The sequence below is a fragment of the Sinorhizobium fredii USDA 257 genome, assembly GCF_000265205.3.
GTDB lineage: Bacteria > Pseudomonadota > Alphaproteobacteria > Rhizobiales > Rhizobiaceae > Sinorhizobium > Sinorhizobium fredii_B.
In genome coordinates this window covers 5,734,647-5,754,917 of record NC_018000.1, presented here as the reverse complement: position 1 = coordinate 5,754,917, position 20,271 = coordinate 5,734,647, and the positions used below count along the sequence as shown (strand labels likewise).

Here is a 20,271-nt window from a genome sequence, read left to right as displayed (position 1 = left end):
TTATGAAGGGCGTGCGCCTTCCGCCCCCTCATCCGCCTGCCGGCACCTTCCCGCGAACGGGGCGAAGGGATATGCCGCACAGTCTCAGTCCCCTTTCGCCGCATGCGGGGAGAGGCCTAGGGTGAGCGGCGACTTACTCTTTAACTTATGGGGCAGGCATGATCGACAAGCTGGAGTTCTTTCTCGCCCTCGCCCGCGAACGGCATTTTGGTCGTGCGGCGGAGGAATGCGGCGTCACGCAGCCGACGCTGTCGGCGGCGATCCGCCAGCTGGAGGACCAGCTCGGCGTCATTCTTGTCAATCGAGGATCCCGCTTTCAGGGGCTGACCCCCGAAGGCCAGCGGGTGCTCGAATGGGCGCGGCGGATCGTCGGCGATGCGCGCACAATGCGCGAGGAGATGCGCGCGGCGCGCAAGGGGCTCTCCGGCCACATTCGCCTTGCCGCCATCCCGACAACACTCTCCATGGTGCCGCTCATCACGGCACCGTTTCAGGAGAAGCATCCCGACGTCACCTTCTCGGTACTTTCGACCACCTCGCTGCAGATCCTGGCGCTGCTCGAAAATCTCGAAATCGACGCGGGGCTTACCTATCTGGAGAACGAACCGCTCGGCCGAGTCACCAGCGTGCCGCTGCAGATCGAGCAATATCATCTGGTTGCCGCCGCCGGCACAGCCCTGTCGGATCGCGCAAGCGTGACCTGGAAAGAGGTTAGCAATATTCGGCTTTGTCTATTGACGGCCGACATGCAGAACCGGCGTATCATTAATCAGCATTTCGCCGAAGCCGGCGCGGTGGCAAGCCCGACGCTCGAATCGAATTCGATGATCGTCCTTTTCTCCCACGTCCGGACCGGGCGGTGGGCAAGCATCATGCCCTATAACGTTGCGAAATCATTCGGTTTTCACGAGGACATCCGGATGATCCCGATCATCGATCCGGATGTGCACCATACGGTAGGCCTGGTCGCGACCTACCGCGAGCCGTTTACTCCGCTGGTCTCCGCCCTGCTGCACGAGGCCCGCATCCTCAGCGAGCGCAACTGCGTTCAATAGATTTTTTCTATCGACCAACGGAACAGCATTATTGACCCTTCTGGCCTTAAGCGCGAAGCTTGTAGCCTGTGCAGAGGCCGACGAGGCTCCGGGCTCTGCGAAAATCGAGTTTTGGCGTGCTGGCGATCGAGCAGGGCTCTGATCGCGGCGCACCACGAGCCGGGAGGGCTCTTCGCGTGAATATTCATCTGCCAGGCGCAGACGTGACCGAGCGTACGCTGGCGATTGTCGGCGAACTCAAAGCGCTCGAAGGTCCGCTTCTGCCAATCCTGCACGAAATCCAGGACGAGTTCGGCTATGTGCCGCAGGAATGCCTGCCGGTGATCGCCCGCGAACTCAACCTGTCGCGCGCCGAAGTCTATGGCGTCGTCACCTTTTATCATGATTTCCGCGAACATCCGGCCGGGCGGCACGTCCTAAAACTCTGTCGCGCCGAATCCTGCCAGGCGGTGGGCGGTGACCGGCTCGCGGAGCGTGCCAAGGCGCTGCTCGGCATCGATTTCCACGAGACCACTCCGGACGGGGCGGTAACGCTCGAACCGGTCTACTGTCTTGGACTGTGTTCCTGCTCGCCGTCGGCGATGCTCGACGGCGAGGTGCATGGCCGGGTTGACGACGCGGAGCTCGAGGCGCTGGTCGCGGAGGCACGCCGATGACCGTCAAGATCTACATTCCGCGCGATGCCGCAGCACTTGCGCTTGGCGCCGAAAAGGTGGCGACGGCGATGGCCGAGGCGATCGCGGCGCGCGGTCTCGACGCGATGATCGTTCGTAACGGCTCGCGCGGCATGCACTGGCTGGAGCCGCTGGTCGAGGTCGCAACCGCGGCGGGCCGCGTCGCCTACGGTCCGGTTAAGGCGCGCGACGTCGCCTCACTCCTCGATGCAGGGTTGCTTTCAGGCGCTGCGCACCCGCTCTGTCTTGGCAAGACGGAAGCGATTCCCTTCCTTAAGCAGCAGACGCGGCTGACCTTCGCCCGCTGCGGCCTCATCGATCCGCTGTCGCTCGACGACTACCGCGCCCATGGCGGCTTGCGCGGCCTCGAGAAAGCGGTTGCCATGCAGCCGCAGGCGATCGTTGCCGAGGTGACCGAAAGCGGCCTGCGCGGCCGCGGCGGTGCCGGCTTCCCGACCGGCATCAAGTGGAAGACCGTCCTCGAAACCGCAGGCACCCAGAAATACATCGTGTGCAACGCCGACGAGGGCGACAGCGGTACGTTCGCCGACCGAATGATCATGGAAGGCGATCCCTTCGTGCTGATCGAGGGCATGGCGATTGCCGGCGTCGCCACCGGTGCGACAAAGGGCTACGTCTACACCCGCTCCGAATATCCGCATGCCATTGCCGCCATGACGCAAGCGATCGAGATCGCCCGCGCCGCCGGCGTGCTCGGTCAATCGGTGCTCGGATCGGCGCATGCCTTCGACATGGAAGTTCGGACCGGCGCCGGCGCCTATGTCTGCGGCGAGGAGACCTCGCTGTTGAACAGCCTCGAGGGCAAGCGGGGTCTGGTGCGCGCCAAGCCGCCGCTGCCGGCGCACAAAGGTCTGTTCGACTGCCCGACCGTCATCAACAACGTCATCTCGCTCGCCTCGGTGCCGGTCATCCTGGACAAGGGCGCCGCCTTCTACCGCGATTTCGGCATGGGCCGGTCGCGCGGCACGATCCCGCTCCAGATTGCCGGCAACATCAAGCACGGTGGCCTTTATGAGACCGCCTTCGGCCTGACCCTCGGCGAAATCGTCGACGAGATCGGCGGCGGCACGGCGAGCGGCCGTCCTGTCAAGGCGGTGCAGGTGGGGGGGCCGCTCGGCGCCTATTTCCCGCGGGCGCTGTTCGACACGCCCTTCGACTACGAGGCCTTCGCGGCGAAGGACGGGCTTATCGGCCATGCCGGCATCGTCGTCTTCGACGACACGGCCGACATGCTGAAGCAGGCCCGCTTCGCCATGGAATTCTGCGCGGTCGAAAGCTGCGGCAAGTGCACGCCCTGCCGCATCGGCTCGATGCGCGGCGTCGAAGTGGCGGACAATATCGCGGCCGGCATCGAGCCGGAAAAGAACCGCGAACTGCTCGCCGATCTCTGCAACACGATGAAGTTCGGCTCGCTCTGCGCGCTCGGCGGCTTCACGCCCTATCCGGTGATGAGCGCCATGACGCATTTCCCGGAGGACTTTTCGTCGGCGCCGGCGGTGGAGGCTGCGGAATGATACAGCGCGATGGGATGTATATTGAAGTCAACGAGCAAATTGGTGGCGGAACGCACGCAGTGCTCGAAGTGTTTTATTGGCACGAAGACGGCCGCATGACCTTCTCGGCCTTCTCTGAAGACTTGCCGCCGCTGGAGCTTGTCGAGTTTTCGGCGCAAACAGCGCGAGAACGATTGACCCCTAGTGTAGTCGGCATGGGAGCAGTGCAATGAATATGGTGCGTGAAATCGACTATGGCACTCCTGCTTCCAAATCCGAAAAGCTGGTGACGCTGACGATCGACGGGCGGGAGATCAGCGTGCCGGAAGGCACGTCGATCATGCGGGCGGCGATGGAAGCGGGCGTCGAGGTGCCGAAGCTCTGCGCCTCGGACATGATGGAGGCCTTCGGCTCCTGCCGGCTCTGTCTGGTGGAGATCGAGGGGCGGGCCGGCATGCCGGCCTCCTGCACGACGCCGGTCGCGCCCGGCATCAGCGTTTCGACGCAGACGCAGCGGCTGAAGGATGTGCGCCGCGGCGTCATGGAGCTCTATATCTCCGACCATCCGCTCGACTGCCTGACCTGTGCCGCCAACGGCGACTGCGAGCTGCAGGACATGGCCGGCGCCGTCGGCTTGCGTGACGTGCGCTATGGCTATGATGGCGCGAACCATGTGAAGGCGCGCAACAATGGCGAGATCAATCGCCAATGGGCGCCGAAGGACGAATCCAATCCCTATTTCACCTTTGATCCGGCGAAGTGCATCGTCTGCTCGCGCTGCGTGCGTGCTTGCGAAGAGGTGCAGGGCACCTTTGCGCTGACGATCAGCGGCCGCGGCTTCGATTCGCGTGTTTCCGCCGGCATGAGCGAGGATTTCGTCTCCTCCGAATGCGTCTCCTGCGGCGCCTGCGTGCAGGCCTGCCCGACGGCGACGCTGACCGAAAAATCGGTGATCGAGATCGGCCAGCCGGAGCATTCGGTCGTCACCACCTGTGCCTATTGCGGCGTCGGCTGCTCCTTCAAGGCGGAGATGCGCGGCGAGGAGCTTGTCCGCATGGTGCCGTGGAAGGATGGCCAGGCGAACCGCGGCCATTCCTGCGTCAAGGGCCGTTTCGCCTATGGCTATTCGAACCACAAGGACCGCGTTCTCAACCCGATGGTCCGCGACAAGGTCACCGATCCCTGGCGCGAGGTCACTTGGGAAGAGGCCTTTGCGCACGTCGCTTCCGAGTTCCGCCGAATCCAGTATCAGTATGGCCGAGATTCCGTCGGCGGCATCACCTCGTCGCGTTGTACCAACGAGGAGACCTATCTGGTGCAGAAGCTGGTGCGCGCCGGCTTCGGCAACAACAATGTCGATACCTGCGCCCGCGTCTGCCATTCGCCGACCGGCTACGGCCTCAACCAGACCTTCGGCACCTCGGCCGGCACGCAGAATTTCGACAGCGTCGAGCACACGGATGTCGCCATCATCATCGGCGCCAACCCGACCGACGGCCATCCGGTCTTCGCCTCGCGGCTCAAGAAGCGGCTGCGCGAGGGCGCCAAGCTGATCGTCATCGATCCGCGCCGGATCGATCTCGTCCGCTCGGCCCATGTCGAAGCCTCCTACCACCTGCCGATCAAACCCGGCACCAATGTCGCCATCCTGACGGCGCTTGCGCATGTCATCGTCACCGAGGGCCTCGCCAACGAAGCCTTCATCCGCGAGCGCTGCGACTGGTCGGAATTCGAGGATTGGGCGGCGTTCGTTGCCGAGCCCCACCACAGCCCGGAAGCGACCGAGGCTTACACCGGCGTTCCGGCCGAACTGGTGCGCGGGGCTGCTCGCCTTTACGCCACCGGCGGCAACGGCGCGATCTATTACGGCCTCGGGGTCACCGAGCACAGCCAGGGTTCGACCACGGTCATGGCGATCGCCAACCTCGCCATGGTCACCGGCAACATCGGTCGGCCCGGCGTCGGCGTCAATCCGCTGCGCGGCCAGAACAACGTGCAGGGCTCCTGCGACATGGGCTCCTTCCCGCACGAGCTGCCGGGCTACCGGCATATTTCGGACGACGCGACGCGCGAGACCTTCGAGAAGCTGTGGGGCGTGACGCTCAACAACGAGCCGGGCCTTCGTATCCCCAACATGCTCGACGCAGCGGTCGAAGGCACCTTCAAGGCGCTCTATATCCAGGGCGAGGACATCCTGCAGTCCGACCCGGACACCAAGCACGTGGCCGCCGGTCTCGCGGCGATGGAATGTGTCGTGGTGCACGACCTGTTCCTCAACGAGACGGCCAACTATGCGCATGTCTTCCTGCCCGGCTCGACCTTCCTGGAAAAGGACGGCACCTTCACCAATGCCGAGCGCCGCATCAATCGCGTTCGCCGGGTGATGCGGCCGAAGAACGGCTATGCCGACTGGGAGGTGACGCAGAAACTCGCCCAGGCCATGCGTCTCGACTGGAACTATGGCCATCCGTCCGAGATCATGGATGAAATCGCCGCGACGACGCCGACCTTCGCCATGGTCTCCTATGACTATCTCGACAAGATGGGCTCGGTGCAGTGGCCCTGCAACGAAAAGGCGCCGCTCGGTTCGCCGATCATGCATGTCGACGGCTTCGTGCGCGGCAAGGGCAAGTTCATCCGCACCGAATATGTGCCGACCGACGAGAGGACCGGGCCGCGCTTCCCGCTGCTGCTCACCACCGGCCGCATCCTCAGCCACTACAATGTCGGCGCCCAGACGCGTCGTACGGAGAATGTCGTCTGGCACCCGGAAGACCGGCTGGAGATCCATCCGCATGACGCCGAACAGCGCGGCATCCGCGACGGCGACTGGATCCGGCTCGCCAGCCGCTCGGGCGAGACGACGCTCCGGGCGCTCATCACGGACCGCGTCGCGCCTGGTGTCGTCTACACCACCTTCCACCATCCGACGACGCAGGCGAACGTCATCACCACGGACTTTTCCGACTGGGCGACCAACTGCCCGGAATACAAGGTGACGGCCGTGCAGGTGTCGCCGTCGAACGGCCCCTCGGACTGGCAGGTCGACTATGACGAGCAGGCCCGCCAATCGCGGCGGATCGCCGGCAAGCTGGAGGCGGCGGAGTAGGAGAAGGAATGGTAGGCAAACGACTTCCGTCCTCTCCCACTGCCGTCACGGTCGGCGCGGCCGACAGGACCCGCTTCAAGACGACGGCGAAGGTTCCGGAAGACGCGCGGCGTGCGGGCGTGCTCGTACGGCAATCGCGCGTCGTGCCGGAGGAGACAGCGATTGCGCTGAGCTATGGTGGGTCGACGCACGCCGTGATGATGGCGACGCCCGCCGATCTCGAGGACTTCGCCATCGGCTTCAGCCTGACGGAAGGCATCATCACCGACCCGGATCAAATCGAAACGGTCGAGGTGGTCGCCGAGGACAAGGGAATCGACCTGCAGATCAGCCTCAGGGACGAGCAGAACGAGGCGTTGCGCTTGCGCCGCCGCCACATGGCCGGGCCCGTCGGCTGCGGGCTCTGCGGCATCGAATCGATCGAGCAAGCCGTGCGAGCGACGTCGGACGTTTCCGGCTCGTCGCTGAGGCTTTCCGATGAGGATGTCGTACAGGCCGTCGGCCTGCTCAACGGCCAGCAGCCGCTGCACATCGAGACGCGTGCGGTGCATGGCGCGGCGTTCTACGTGCCGGGCCAGGGGCTGATCGCGGTGCGCGAGGATGTCGGTCGCCACAATGCGCTGGACAAGCTGACGGGCGCCGCCGCGCGCGCCGGTTTCAAGGGCACACAAGGCGCCGTCGTCGTCACGTCGCGCGTCTCTGTCGAGATGGTTCAGAAGGCGGCGATTGCCGGAAGCCCGGTGATCATCGCCATTTCGGCGCCGACGGCGCTTGCGATCCGCACGGCGGAGGAGGCCGGCATGACACTGATCGCGCTTGTGCGCGGCGACGAATTCGAAATCTTTACCCACCCAGAGCGCATTGAGCGGGACGAGGAAGAACGGGCGCCGTTTTCCACGCGCGCCTCCCGCACTGATTCATTTTGAGAGAAGCGGAGCTGTCGCGATGTCTGCAGATACCAATGCCAAGCTGATCCACATGGCGAACCAGATCGCGACCTTCTTCCAGAGCCAGCCAGCCAGAGAGGCGGCGCAAGGCGTGGCGACGCACATCAACAAATATTGGGAGCCGCGCATGCGCCGCAAACTGTTCGAGCATATCGAGCACGGCGGCGAGGGACTGAACCCGTTGGTCCTTGAAGCAGCGCCGAAGATCCGCCGTCCGGAAGCGGCGTAGCCCAGGGACAGTAGCCGGAAGAGGCGCTTACCGACGCAGCACGCAAAAAGACCCCTCCCCAACCCCTCCCCACAAGGGGGCTTTCGATGCCGTGCCACCCCGTTCCCGACTCGACCGGTCCTGAAGGCTTGGAAGTTGGAACTGGCACTGTGGGCGGCCGCACGCGCCGAGCCCCTCCCTTGTGGGGAGGGGCCTGCAAAGTTCTTGGCTTAACCTCAAAATGGTCTTGCGGGGAGGGCGGCCACTGATGCCACCTCCCCTTCTTCGAGCGTGCGGTTCGGGGATTGAACTCAGAAGTTCTGCCAGGCTTCGGCGGCGGGCACGACCGCCAGGTTTCGCTTTTGGGCGCCTCTTGTCGGTCTTGCTGCGGGAAGCCGTGCCGGCGCATCGGCGCGAATGTCGGTCGGGCCACCGTTGATGTCCTCACCGATCCGGAATTGCCGGAGGAGGCCGTAGAGAGCCTCCGCCTCGCGCGAGGTTGTATTTGCTACTCGAATTTTGTCTGTCCGATGCCCAACGACGCCAACAACAAAAAAGCAGTCTCGCAGAGGACGAGACGGCCTTGATCGGCGGGGACTAAACTAACGTCAGGCGGCGAGGTCTTCCACCTCGCGCTCCTTGAACATGCGCGCGAGGTTGAGGAAGCAGATCATTCCGTTCTCGTTGGCGATGATGCCTTCGGCGAAGCTCTTGTCGAAGGAGGCGGTGACTTCGGGCACCGGCTGCACCTGGCTGCCCTGCACCGTCAGAATGTCGGAGACGCGGTCGACGACGAGGCCGATCACCATATTGTGGACTTCCGCGACGACGATGGCGCTGCGCTCGTTGGCGACGGTCGATTTCATGCCGAGCTTGTGGGCGAGGTCGATGATCGGGATCACCGTGCCGCGCAGGTTCATGACGCCGATCACTTCCGGCGGCGAATGCGGGATTGGCGTCGAGGGCGCCCAGCCGCGGATTTCGCGGATCGTCGTCGTCTTGACGCAGAATTCCTGATCGTGGAGGCGGAACGCGATGATCTCCAGCGTCTCGCCGTCAAATCCAGCCGTCTTCAACGTGCCTGTCATTTAAAGCTCCTTCCGGCTTCCCGTCGGCGCCCGCGAGGCGCGACCTGGTGATGTGGTCCGCCGACGACATCCGGCGAGGCGCAAGCCGCATCATGCGCGGGGAGCCCGCCTTGCGCTTTGGCGGCATCCTAGGCCGGGAATCGTTAAGACTTGCTTGTTGCGAAGCCTTGAAGGACTGGCATTCCGGTCCGTGGCATGGCACGGCTCAGATGGAAGCGAGTACCGCCGCAAAATGCTCGAGGGCCCAGTCGACCTCCGCAGCGGTGATGACGAGCGGCGGGGCGATGCGGATCGTGTCGCCGTGGGTGTCCTTGGCGAGGATGCCGCGCTCCTTCAGCGCCTCGCAATATTTGCGGGCGCCGCCGGCCTCCGGCACGAGTTCCACGGCGAGCATCAGGCCGCGGCCGCGGACTTCCTTGATGATGTTGGAGCGAATGTCGGTCAAACTTTTCGTGAAGCGCTCGCCCATCAGCGCCGAATTTTCGATCATGCCCTCTTCGCTCAGCACCTTGAGTGCCGCCCTGGCGATCGCGCAGGCGAGCGGATTGCCGCCGAAGGTGGATCCGTGCTGGCCCGGTTTCAGGACGCCGAGGACCTCCGAATTCGAAAGCACGGCAGAAACCGGGTAGAAGCCGCCGGAGAGCGCCTTGCCGATCAGCGTCACGTCCGCTTCGATACCCTCGTGCTCTTCCGCCAGCAGCTTGCCGGTGCGGCCGAGGCCCGTCTGAATCTCGTCGAGAACAAGCGTGATGCCATGCTTCGTGCAAAGCTCGCGCACCGCCTTGAAATAGCCGGCGGGCGGCACGATGACGCCGGCCTCGCCCTGGATCGGCTCGACCAGGAAGGCGACGGTGTTTTCGCTTATCGCTGCCCGGAAGGCATCGATGTCGCCGAAGGGGACGATCTTGAAGCCAGGCGCGAAGGGTCCGAAGCCGTCATGCGCGTCGGGATCGGTTGAGAAGCCGACAATGCCGATCGTGCGGCCATGGAAATTGTTGGAGCAGACGATGATCTCGGCCTGGTCGTCGGCGACGCCCTTGACTTCGTATCCCCATTTGCGAACGGCCTTGATCGCCGTCTCCACCGCCTCGGCGCCGGAATTCATCGGCAGCACCTTGTGCGAGCCGGTGAGTGCGGCGACCTCCTCGTAAAAGAGAGCGAGCTGGTCGTTACGGAAGGCGCGGGAGGTGAGCGTCAGCTTCTGCGCCTGCTCCACCATTGCCTTGAAGATCTTCGGGTGACAGTGGCCCTGGTTGACGGCTGAATAGGCTGAGAGGCAATCGAGATAGCGATTGCCTTCGATATCCCAGACAAAGACGCCTTCGCCGCGCGTCAGCACGACGTCGAGCGGCTTGTAATTGTGAGCGCCGAGCAGATGTTCGGTCTCGATCAGGCCTGCCGTGGTCTTCATCAATGCCTCTCCCCTGTCTGCTTCCGGCCGCCGTTTCGGATAGACGGCGGTACGGATCGAACCATTCTCAGGCGCTCCGGGTCGGACGGTCAAGGATGCGACGGCCGAAGAGGCTCGCCGTCAGCTCCACCAGGATGCGGGCGCTCTTGCCGCGGTCGTCGAGGAACGGGTTGAGTTCGACGACATCGAGCGAGGAGACGAGGCCGCTGTCGCAGAGCATCTCCATGATGAGATGGGCCTCGCGGAAGGTGGCGCCACCCGGAACGGTGGTGCCGACGCCGGGGGCAAACTCCGGATCCATGAAATCGACGTCGAGGCTCACGTGCAAGAGGCCGTTGGCGGCGCGCACCTCGTCGAGGATCTGATGCATGATATGGGCCATGCCGATCTCGTCGACGGCGCGCATGTCATAGACATTGACGCCGTGTTCGGCGATCTCCTCGCGCTCGCGTGCATCGACGGAACGAATGCCGACCTGGTAGACCTTTTTCGGATCGACGAGCGGCCGGTTGGGGGCAAGGATCGGGGTGAATTCCGCCTCGCCGCAGAAAAAGGCGACCGGCATGCCGTGCATGTTGCCGGATGGCGAGGTCGATGGCGAGTTAAAATCCGCATGGGCGTCGAGCCACAGCACGAAGAGCGGCCGGCCGACTTCGTCCGCGTAGCGCGCCATGCCGGAGACGCTGCCCATCGAGAGGGCGTGGTCGCCGCCGAGAATGATCGGAAAATGCCCCTCGAGGGCGGTGTCGTGCACCGCGTCGTTGAGGGCCCGGGCAAAGGCGGCGACCATCTGCAGATTATTGGCGCCCGGATGGTTCGGGAGGTCGCGCGCCGGTAACGGTCGCAGGTCGCCTTCGTCGTGAACCGTATGGCCCAGTTCGGCGAGGACCGTATCGATGCCGGCAATCCTGAGCGCCGTCGGGCCCATGGCCGCGCCGCGGCGTCCGGAACCTTCCTCGATCGGTGCACCGATCAACGTGATGGTCTTCATGTCCGCCTCTTCTCTTCCTTCGAATCTGTGGGTTCAGGCGAGGATTATCGCCAAAAGCTGTGACAGCAAAAAGATGGAAAACTGCCGATAAGAAGGCTACTCTTCGCATACTGATAAGCAATCCTTGACAAAGTGACAGAGAATGGACGATCTCGACCAGGCCCTCATCAGCGCCCTTCGGCAAAATGCGCGAACCCCGGTCTCAACGCTTTCGGCCATGACCGGCGTATCGCGCGCGACCATCGCGGCGCGCATCGACCGCATGGTGGCGAATGGAACGATCGCCGCCTTCACCATCCGGACGGGGTCCGAAATCCCCGCCTCAGGGGTGCGCGCCGTCGTGATGATCGAGGTTCACGGCAAGATGGCCGATCGCGTCGCCGAGCAATTGCGCGGCCTGCCGCAGGTGAGGGCACTGCATAGCACCAATGGCCGCTGGGATTTCATCGCCGAGCTCGAGGACCGCGATTTGGCAAGTTTCGACGAAACCCTGCGCCGCATCCGCCTTATCGACGGCATCACCGTCACGGAAACGAACATCCTGCTCAAGACCAGCAAGATGATCGGTGCCTTCTGATCGCCTGTTTCGGTTTGTTCTTGATTTGTTCTCATATTCGTTTAAGATGTTGTGTCTCAGCGAACAAGGGGAGGATGTCATGGCCATTTCCGGCGGCGGTCCAATGGCGCGGCAGATCTGCATCAAACTGTTCGTCAGGCATGGGGACGAGGAGCGCGCAATCGCCTTTTATCGTGACGTCTTCGGTGCCGAACTGCTCCAGCGCCATGAATGGAGCGGCATTCTGACGAGCGCCGATCTCGGCATCGGCGACTCGATCTTCCGAGTGGCCGGCGCCAATCCGCGCCGGGATGCAGAGCCGCACCTCGGCGGGCCGCGCTCGCCGCACGCGCTCGGCACGACCGCGGCGATCCTCGAACTCCATGTCGACGATGTGGATCGCGTGCTCGCACGCGCGATGGGCGCCGGCGCCAGCCTGCGCAATGCCGTCGAGACCCTGCCGACGGGCGACCGCGTCGCCGCGCTCATCGATCCGTTCGGCCATATCTGGGCACTGTTCACGGCCATCGACGAAAGCGAACTTCTGGACGCCTTCGGAGTCGAGCGGAATGCGGCCTGAGTGGGGGTCGTGCACTTGGCTCAAGACCCCTCCCCAACCCATCCCTACAAGGGAGAGGGGCTTACTGGCCGCCCCGTTTCCGTCTCAATGTCGACCTTTGTGCTCACGTTGACCACAAGGACCCACCGTTCGGTTCACGTGCGGTGGGTGCCACCGGGAAGCCCTACCCCCTTGTGGGGAGGGGGTGGTGAGGGGTCTTTTTGGGGCGAGAAGGCCTAGTACTCTCGCTCGAAGAAGATGCCGCCGGCGGCCGCGCCGTCGCCGGCCGCCTCGCCCTTCAGCTTCACGCCGCGGCCGATGTCAAGATTAATGATCGCCTTGCTGGAGGCCGAATCCGAGCCTTGCTGCAATTCGAGATAGGTCCGGTCGTTGAGGTACTTGCCGGCCCGCACCTGGGCGCCGCCGCTCTCGTCGGTGGTGATATCGAGGTCGTCGACGCCGAGCTTGTTGCGCAGGCCGTCAAGCAGCGACGTCGAGCCGCCGCCGGCGAGCTGGCTGACGGCGGAGGCGAGCTGGGCGATCTGGAAGGCCGACAGGTTGTTCAGCGATCGGTTGAAGATCAGCTGCGCAAGGATCTCGTCCTGCGGCAGCGCCGGAGAGGAGGAGAAGGTCACCGTCGGGTTGTTGGCGGGCCCGGCGATGTTGACCGTAATGGTGGTCGAACCGGCGCTCGAGGTGGCGTCGAGATCGAGCGTCGGAATAAGGTCGCCGCCGAAGCCGATATGGCCGTCCGTGAAAGTCAGCCGCTTGCCGAGAATTTCGAGCCGGCCGCGCCGCATGTCGAAATCGCCGGAGACGATCGGCCGGACGGCGGTGCCGCGGATCGTCAGGTCGCCGCCGAGTTCGGCATCGATGCCGCGCCCGCGCACGAAGAACTGCCCCGGCGAGTGGACGGCGAGATCGAAGGCGATGACGCCGCCGGCGTTGACGCCCGCACCGCCGGATGCAGACGTTTCCCTGCGCACGTCGCGTGCCATCTGCCGCACCCCGGCAGGCGCGTTCCTGTGCTTTATGTCGATCGCCGAGAGTGAGGTCGGCAGCCTTTCCGGCACGGTGATCGCGGCCCTGCGGATCGTCAGTTGCCCGCCCAGCACGGGCGTGGCGACGAGCGGGCCCTTGAGCGTCAGGTCGCCGGCGAGGTTGGCGGTGAAGACGGTGCCGTCGACATAGGTGGCGTTGTTGAGGCGAATTCTGAGGTCGGCCGGGAAATTGGAGCCGGCCGCGATGCCCACCGTGCCGCTTGCCTCGATGGATCCGCCGCTGGCAAGATTGCCGGAAAGCCTAGTGATCGTCGCCTGACTGCCGTCGAGCGTGACATTGGCCGCAAGATCATTGAGGGCGAGATTGCGCCTGACGTCGACGAGCCGGCCGCCGGCGGTCGAGACCGTACCGGTGATCTGCGGCGCCCTGGCCGAACCGGAGAGGGAAAGATCGACCTTCGCCGCGCCGGTGAGGGTGAAGCCCTGCTCGGCGAGCGTGCCGGCAAGCAGGGCGAAGGGAACGTCGCCGGCGAATTTCATCGACATCGGCATGTTGCCGCCGACGTCGACCTGGCCGCCGCCCCGGAAGGAGAGGCCGCCCGGTCCCGAGACGGTCGCATCAAGCGTGACGCGGTTGCCGGCAAACCGCCCCTTCGCGGAGATTTGGAGCCCCGACACCCCAGCGCCCCGCGCAGCCGCAACCGAAGCACCGCTCCATCGCAGATCGTAGTTGACGATCGGCGCAGCGGCGGTGCCGCTGAGTTCGACCGTTCCGTCGATCGTCCCTTCGGCGCCGAGCGCCGCCGCGAAGGTGTTGATCAGGGCGGCGGGCAAGGCATTGAGCTTCGCCGAGATATCGAGCGTCGCGCCGGCGGTCCCGGCGACGGCAATCGTGCCTCTCGATGCCTGAATGGTCAGGTCGCCCAAGCGAACGACACCATTCTCAATGGCGACGACCGTAGGTCTGGCAAGCTTCAGCGGCAGTCTCCGCGGCGCTGCCGCGAAGGAAGCGAGGCGGATTTCGGTGAGGTCCCCGGCACTCGCCAGATCGCCCTTGGCCGAGAGCGGAGCGCCGTCATATTGACCGGCGACATCGAAGCCTGTCCTGCCGCCCTGCTGTTCGAAGGTCAGGTTGACGGCGGAGATGCGATTCTGCCCCTGTGCGACGCTTTCGGCCCTGACGGTTCCGCGGATTGCCAGAGCGGCGATATCGGCGATGCGGATATCAGCCGCCGGCTTGGCGATCGTCAGCGCGTCGTGCTTGATGTTGCTGCCGCTGGCCTTGACCGAGACGGAGGTCACGCCGTTCGCAGTCGCAATCGAAGCCGAACCCGAAAGGTCCCCGGACGCCTTCTGGCCGGCCATGGCAGCGACCAGCCCGAGATCGGGCAGGTTGAAGTCGATGGTGCCGTTCGGCTTGAAATCCGCCGTCAAGTCGATCGCGCCCGTCACGCGATTGTCGCCGATCTTCGCCTCGAGCGTTGGGATGGATGTGCGGCCTTCCGTTGAAACCACTTCGGCCCTGACGTCGATCGCCTGGCCGTCGAGCCCGCCGGTTGCGGTGAGTTTCGCCTGCGGGCTCCCCGGTTTGACCGTTGCGTCGGCGGTGACTATCAGGTCCGACAGCGAGCGGCCGGCCAGCCTTGCGCCGCTCGAAGTCAGCTCTCCCTTGATGGCGAGCGCATCGAGCGGTCCGGAAATCGCGGCGTTGAAGCCAGCCTTGCCTTCCGCATCGGCGAGCAGCTTGCCGAGATCGGGCAGCGTGCCCTCCACATCGGCCGTCAGCTGGCCTCCGGCGATGGTCGCCGAACCGCTGGCGTCGACCGTGCCGGACTGGACCTCGAGGGCGCTCAGCTTGACGCTGCCATCGCCGCCGGTCTCGACCTTCCCCGAGACGGTCACCGGTGTGTCGAACCTCGTTGCCAGACCGCCCGGCAGAAAGCTCGGCTCGGCCTGGACTTCGAAATTCGCCGTTGCCGTTTTCTCGGCACGGGCGAGGCTGCCGGTGAGATTGCCGCGGAAACCGGGGCTTTCGATCGTCGTCGGATCGAAGCTGATGGTTGTTTCCGTTACGGTGACCGTGCCCTTGGCGGTCAGATCCTGCGCGGCAAGTCCGCCGGATCGCAAAGAGGATACGGATGCGCCGCGCCAGGCGAGGTCGTAGGCGACCACCGGCGCCTGCGTTTCACCGTCGATATCGACGGTGCCGGCAACGATGCCTTCCGCGCCAAGGGTCGGCGCGAAGCTATTGATGAGCACGGCGGGCAGATCGTTCAGCCTCGCGCTGAGGTCGAGCCTGTCGCCGGCGGTGCCGGAGACGGTAACAGTACCCGTCGACGCCTGGATGGTCAGGCCGTCGAGGCGAACGATGCCCCCTTCGATCGCGATCAGGGTCGGCTCTGCGAGTTGCAGCGGCAGTCGCCTCGGTGTCGCCGCGAGGGAAGCGAGGCGGATCTCGGTGCGGCCGGCGTCGCTTGTCAGCTCGCCCGCCGCCGTCAACGGTGCGCCGTCATAGAGGCCCTCGGCCGAAAAGCCGGTACGGCCGCCCTGCTGTTCGAAAGCGAGATTGAGGTCCGAGACCCGGTTTTCACCCTGCGCTATGCTCTCCGCGCTGACAGTGCCCTTGATCGCGAGCCTGGCAATGTCTGCGATACCGAGATCGACCGCCGGTTTGGCGATCGTCAGCGCGTCGCGCTGCACGCTGCTGCCGCTGGCCTTGATTGCGACCGACGTGACGCCGTTTACGGTCTGCAGCGTTGCCGAACCGGCAAGGTCACCGGAGGCCTGCTGGCCGACCATGGCGGCGAGAAGCCCAAGGTCTGGGAGGCTGAAGTCGAGCTTGCCGTTCGGCTTGAAGTCCGCCGTCAGGTCGATCGCGCCGGTGAGCGTGTTGCCGCCGATTTTCGCTTCGAGTGCGGGAACGGACGTGCGGCCGTCTTTCGAGACCACGTCGGCGCGAATGTCGATCACCTGACCGTCGAGCGTGCCGGTGGCGGAGAGCTTCGCCTCGGGGCTGCCGGGCGTCGCCGTCGCATCGGCATTGATCGTCAGATCGCTCAAGCTGCGCCCGGCGAGCGTCGCGCCGCTCGACTTTATCTCCGCCTTGACGCCGAGCTTGCTCAACGGACCGGAGGCGGCGGCCTGGAAGGCCGCGCTACCTTTTGCCTCAGGCAGAAATCGGCCGAGATCTGGGACCGTGCCCTTTAAATCGGCCGTCAGGGTCTCGCCTGAAAGTGTGAGCGAGCCGGAGGCCTCGACCGCTTCGGATTGGAGTTCGAGGCCGCTCACCTGGACGCTGCCGTCCTCTTCGGTCACCAGATTGCCGGAGACGGCAATCGTCTTCTCGAACTTTTCCGCGAGCCCCGTCGGCAGCACGGCCGGAACGGCAAAGAGCTTGAATGCCGCCTCGAGCGAGATATCGGCGCGATCGAGGCTGCCCGTCACGGAGCCGCCGATGCTGGCGCTCTCGATCGTCACGGGGTCGAAGCGGATGTCGTCCGGTGCGATCGCGATCGTTCCGGCGAGCTTCACGGGAGCCTGGATCGCCCGGTCAAGATCGGCGCTTGCGAAGCGGGTTTCGCCGATTTCCACGGCCGTCTTCAGCGACCCCGACTGCGTTTCGAGGTTGAAGGCGTCGCTTTGCGCCGAGAGCCGGATGGCGCCGAGATTCCCCTGCGGCAGGCCGAGCGAGGCGACATCGGCGGCGATGTCGAGGATCGCCGATTGTCCATCGCCAATCAGCGACAGGTTGGCGGTGTTGATCCGTGCCTGCAGCTCTCCGTCCTTCAGCGGCCAGCGGAAATCGAACGGGCCGCTGGCGCCGGCTACGCTTGCCTGAAGGTTGTTCTCGCCGCGGCTGTCAACCGTTCCCGAGGCGTTCAGCGTCAGGGAGCCGGTCGCAACCTTGCCCGCTTCGATCCGGACACGGCTCTTTTCGTCGAAGGCGGCGGTCAGGTCGATGCTGGTCGATCCCTCGAAAAGCGGCCTGAAGGCGGGCGGCATCAGCTGGGCGAAAGCACCGCCGCCGGAGAGCTTCAGGTTGTGCATGCCGTCGGCCGTCAGCACGTGTTGTCCCTCAAGCCGCAGAATCTCGCTGCCGTCGAGCGATGCGGTGCCGGAGCCCGTCCAGTCGGAGAGGGGTCCTTGTCCGGTGAGCTGGATATCGACCGAAGGTTCGCCCGGCAGCCGCAGCAGTTTCGCCAGCAGTCCGCCCTTGGGTTCGGCGACCTCAGCCTCGAGCTTCAGCTCGTTTCCGGCCGGATTGAAGACGAGATCGGCGACGGCGCGCGCCTCGGGCCGGTCACGTTCGGCCGCATCGAAGGCGAGTGCGATGCTCGAGTTGGTGGCGTTGACCCTGCCTTTGGCGGTCAGGAACTGGTCCTGGCCGGCGATCGCCTTGCCGATGACGACCTCCTTGAGATCGAGGGCATCGATGTTCACGTCCACCGGCAGGGCGAGTGTGCTTCGCACCTCTTTCGTTTCGGTGGAGGGGACCGGCAGCCGCTCGAGGCGGACGGAAGCCGCCGAGATGCTGCTTGCATCGAAGCGCATCGACAGAAGTTCGGCCGGGGTCCAGGCGACCGAGAGGTCGCGGACCTCCGCATAAATCCCCTCGCCGTCGAAGAGCGTCACGGTTCCGGCGGTGAAGTCGCCGGTGAGCAGCGCGCCCGGATCGGAGATTCGGACGATCTGGTCGGGGGTTGCCGCATATTTTTCGATCGCCCAGGCGACGACGCGCGCGCCGGGCACGGTGAAGCCCAGAAACGCGACGAGGAGAACCAACGCGACCAAAGCTGCGCCGAGAAAGGCGAAAAAGTAGCGCAGCGCTGATCCAAATGTGCCGATGACCTGATTCATGTCCTATCCATAGACCATCTTACGCCGCTCTGGAATCGGCAGCACGGAAGCGCATCGCCCCTGCTGCATGTTTCCTTGAATCGTAGCCGATTTGGGGAAACATGCAGCGATTCAAAGTGCTGCAGCGACCTTTGTGCGTCTGAGAAGACGCACGGCGCTGTAGGGCGGAATTGCCTATTCTACCACGGCATCGCGGCCTAGCATCAGAAAGACTGGCCGATGCCTGCATAGATGCCGTAGTCGGTGCCGCCCGGATATTTGTTGAGCGGTACCGCGAAGTCGAGACGGATGGGCCCGAAGGGCGTCGCATAGCGCAGGCCGATGCCGGCCCCGGCGCGGATGTCTGAGAAATCCGGCGCGGTGCCTGACGATACGCTGCCGGCGTCGATGAAGGGCACGAGGCCGATCGTATCGGTTACCGCGATGCGGACCTCCAGCGAGCCGTTCACATAGGAGCGGCCGCCGGTGAGCTCGTTATCGGCATTGCGCGGGCTGATTTCCTGGAAGGCATAGCCGCGCACCGAGCCGCCGCCGCCGAGGAAGAAGCGCCGGGTCGCCGGAATGTCGGAAAGTTCGTCGCCGCCGACAAGCACGCCGGCGCCAAGCTTGCCGGCAAGCACGAAACGCTTTTCGCTGCCCAGCGCATAGTAGGTGGAGGCGGAGGTCTCGAAGGAGCTGAAGAAGGTCTTTCCCTCGATCTCATAGCTCGGCTTCGCGTTGAGCATCGCCCGGTAGCCTTCCGTGGCGTTCAGCTTGTCGTCGCGGGTGTCGCGGACATATTCGAGCGGGATCGCCGCGGTCAGATAGGAATTCGAGCCGAAGGCGTCGTCGATATCCGCCCAGCCCAGCTCCGCCCCGACGGATACCGTATCCTCGGGTGAAAGCTCGAAACCGGCGCCGGCCGCGGCGGTGATCGTCTTGGCATTATAGGCATCCGGATCGACGATTGCCGCCTTGACGCTCGCCGTGAAGGTCGATGCCGGCCCGAAGGCGCCGGGCTTGGCGAAGAGAATGCCGGCCGAATAGTCGAGCCCGCCGACGTCGGTGGTCTCGCCGATCCGGTCGACGGAGCCCTCGATGCGGAGCGACTCGGCACGGCCGAAGAGATTGCGGTGGCCCCAATAGCCCTGCAGACCGAGGCCGTCGGTGGTCGAGAACTGGCCGCCGAAACCGAAATAGCGGTGCTTGCCCTCGGATACCTGGATGTTCATCGGGATCGTGCCATCCGGCGCAAGCTGATCGGCCTCGACGATGGTGACGCTGGAGAAGACGTTCAGCGTCCGCAGCCGCTCGGCGGCCTTGCGAATGTTCTCCGGCGAATAGGGCCGACCATGATTGAGCCGCGAATAGTCGCGCACGAAACCCGGGTCGACGGTCTTGGTGCCGGTGACGGTGAGAGCGCCGACGGGCGCGACAGGTCCGGAATCCGCCCTGATCGTCACGTCGACGGTCGAGGTGGCATGGTCGGCGACGACGCTGCGTTCGGTGATCTTGGCGAGCGGCCGGCTTTGTTCCTTGAGATCGGTGACGATCTGCTCGCCCGCCTTGATGATCAGCGTCGAGTCGGCGCGGGCGCCGCGCGTCAGATCGTAGGTCGCCGGATCGAGCCCCGCGGCATCGCCCTCGAACCTTATCGAATTGAGCGTGAAGGCCGGCCCAGGCATGACGCGCACCGTCACCGGCACGGCCTGGCCATCGGGGAAGGAGGGGTCGGGCGGCAGGCTGTCGATGTCCTGGCCATTGATCAGGATCGTGATGGTGCCGCCGTAGTGCGCCTTTTCATAGAGGGCGGCAAGCAGCCGCTCCCGGTCGTCGCGCGCCTTGATCAAGAGGCCGAGGTCGCCGGAGACCGGCTTTTCCTGATCCTGGTTGAGTTGCGAGGCGTTTTCGAGCGCCTCGCGCAGTTCCTCATCGTCCGTGCCGGGCTCGAAAGTCAGGGCATAGTTGACGGGATCGAGAACCTGAACCTGTTCTTCGGCGCTCTCGAAAAAGCGCATGCCGAAGATTCGGATCGCGTGAGCCTGGCCGGCGAAAATCGGCCCGAGCGCCGTCGAGGCCGCAAGAGCGAATGCCGTCGCCGCCTTTCGATACGCAATACTCGAGCGTGGTGGAGACATCCTCCGCATCCCGTTTCAGGCGACTCTTTACTCACTGCCTGCATGTGCGGCAATGGGCACTCTAGCAGGCCAAAGTTTTCCATTTGTTAACGATCAGGGCCGGCCGCATCCACCCCCGAAGCGTCGATTCTGGTCGGATTCTCGGCAAAAGGACTCGTTCTGTGGTGCTTCGGGCACAAAGGAG

Annotated in this window: 14 protein-coding genes; 9 read left to right on the top strand and 5 right to left on the bottom strand. The window is 64.6% G+C overall.

Annotated elements, in window-relative coordinates; all coding sequences use genetic code 11:
* The first annotated feature begins 158 nt into the window (after positions 1 to 158).
* The 7 genes from USDA257_RS27015 (at position 159) to USDA257_RS26985 (ending at position 7,528) form a co-directional block, all read left to right on the top strand.
* Positions 159 to 1,055: a LysR family transcriptional regulator gene (locus USDA257_RS27015; RefSeq protein WP_014766166.1), complete on the top strand. Its 897-nt coding sequence runs from the start codon at positions 159 to 161 to the stop codon at positions 1,053 to 1,055.
* Between the two features lie 176 nt (positions 1,056 to 1,231).
* Positions 1,232 to 1,711 (top strand): formate dehydrogenase subunit gamma, encoded by a 480-nt coding sequence (locus USDA257_RS27010; protein ID WP_014766165.1) that lies wholly within the window; start codon positions 1,232 to 1,234, stop codon positions 1,709 to 1,711.
* The gene (locus USDA257_RS27005) at positions 1,708 to 3,264 is read left to right on the top strand and encodes a formate dehydrogenase beta subunit (RefSeq protein WP_014766164.1); all 1,557 of its coding nucleotides are present in this window, start codon (positions 1,708 to 1,710) and stop codon (positions 3,262 to 3,264) included. Before USDA257_RS27010 ends, USDA257_RS27005 begins: the two co-directional genes overlap by 4 nt.
* Entirely contained in the window at positions 3,261 to 3,476 is a 216-nt protein-coding gene (locus USDA257_RS27000; RefSeq protein WP_041414716.1) for a hypothetical protein, read from the top strand. The genes USDA257_RS27005 and USDA257_RS27000 overlap by 4 nt, the downstream gene beginning before the upstream one ends.
* Complete coding sequence (fdhF, locus tag USDA257_RS26995; protein WP_014766162.1) at positions 3,473 to 6,352, top strand: formate dehydrogenase subunit alpha; 2,880 nt, start codon at positions 3,473 to 3,475, stop codon at positions 6,350 to 6,352. Before USDA257_RS27000 ends, fdhF begins: the two co-directional genes overlap by 4 nt.
* 8 nt (positions 6,353 to 6,360) lie before the next feature.
* The gene (gene fdhD / locus USDA257_RS26990; RefSeq protein WP_014766161.1) at positions 6,361 to 7,278 is read left to right on the top strand and encodes a formate dehydrogenase accessory sulfurtransferase FdhD; all 918 of its coding nucleotides are present in this window, start codon (positions 6,361 to 6,363) and stop codon (positions 7,276 to 7,278) included.
* A 19-nt stretch (positions 7,279 to 7,297) separates the two neighbouring features.
* Positions 7,298 to 7,528, top strand: a complete 231-nt coding sequence (locus tag USDA257_RS26985) for a formate dehydrogenase subunit delta (RefSeq protein ID WP_014766160.1) — start codon at positions 7,298 to 7,300, stop codon at positions 7,526 to 7,528.
* A gap of 587 nt (positions 7,529 to 8,115) precedes the next feature.
* Here USDA257_RS26985 and USDA257_RS26980 read toward each other — a convergent pair.
* From USDA257_RS26980 to rocF, 3 genes are all read right to left on the bottom strand, one after another.
* On the bottom strand, positions 8,116 to 8,595 hold the full coding sequence (locus tag USDA257_RS26980; protein ID WP_014766159.1) for a chemotaxis protein CheW: 480 nt from the start codon (positions 8,593 to 8,595) through the stop codon (positions 8,116 to 8,118).
* 205 nt (positions 8,596 to 8,800) lie between these two features.
* A complete protein-coding gene (rocD, locus tag USDA257_RS26975; RefSeq protein WP_014766158.1) occupies positions 8,801 to 10,006 on the bottom strand; it encodes an ornithine--oxo-acid transaminase in 1,206 nt (401 codons plus the stop codon).
* 67 nt (positions 10,007 to 10,073) lie between these two features.
* On the bottom strand, positions 10,074 to 10,997 hold the full coding sequence (rocF, locus tag USDA257_RS26970) for an arginase (protein WP_014766157.1): 924 nt from the start codon (positions 10,995 to 10,997) through the stop codon (positions 10,074 to 10,076).
* 142 nt (positions 10,998 to 11,139) lie between these two features.
* Here rocF and USDA257_RS26965 point away from each other — a divergent pair, with 142 nt between their 5' ends.
* Complete coding sequence (locus tag USDA257_RS26965) at positions 11,140 to 11,574, top strand: Lrp/AsnC family transcriptional regulator (RefSeq protein WP_014766156.1); 435 nt, start codon at positions 11,140 to 11,142, stop codon at positions 11,572 to 11,574.
* Positions 11,575 to 11,653: 79 nt separating this feature from the next.
* Positions 11,654 to 12,133 carry a VOC family protein gene (locus USDA257_RS26960; RefSeq protein WP_014766155.1) on the top strand — a complete coding sequence of 160 codons (480 nt, stop codon included), beginning with the start codon at positions 11,654 to 11,656 and terminating at the stop codon, positions 12,131 to 12,133.
* A gap of 215 nt (positions 12,134 to 12,348) precedes the next feature.
* Here the strand turns inward: USDA257_RS26960 and USDA257_RS26955 are convergent, their stop codons facing one another.
* Complete coding sequence (locus USDA257_RS26955) at positions 12,349 to 17,970, bottom strand: translocation/assembly module TamB domain-containing protein (protein ID WP_014766154.1); 5,622 nt, start codon at positions 17,968 to 17,970, stop codon at positions 12,349 to 12,351.
* Positions 17,971 to 18,173: 203 nt separating this feature from the next.
* Positions 18,174 to 20,087: an autotransporter assembly complex protein TamA gene (locus tag USDA257_RS26950; RefSeq protein ID WP_014766153.1), complete on the bottom strand. Its 1,914-nt coding sequence runs from the start codon at positions 20,085 to 20,087 to the stop codon at positions 18,174 to 18,176.
* Between the last annotated feature and the right edge of the window lie 184 nt (positions 20,088 to 20,271).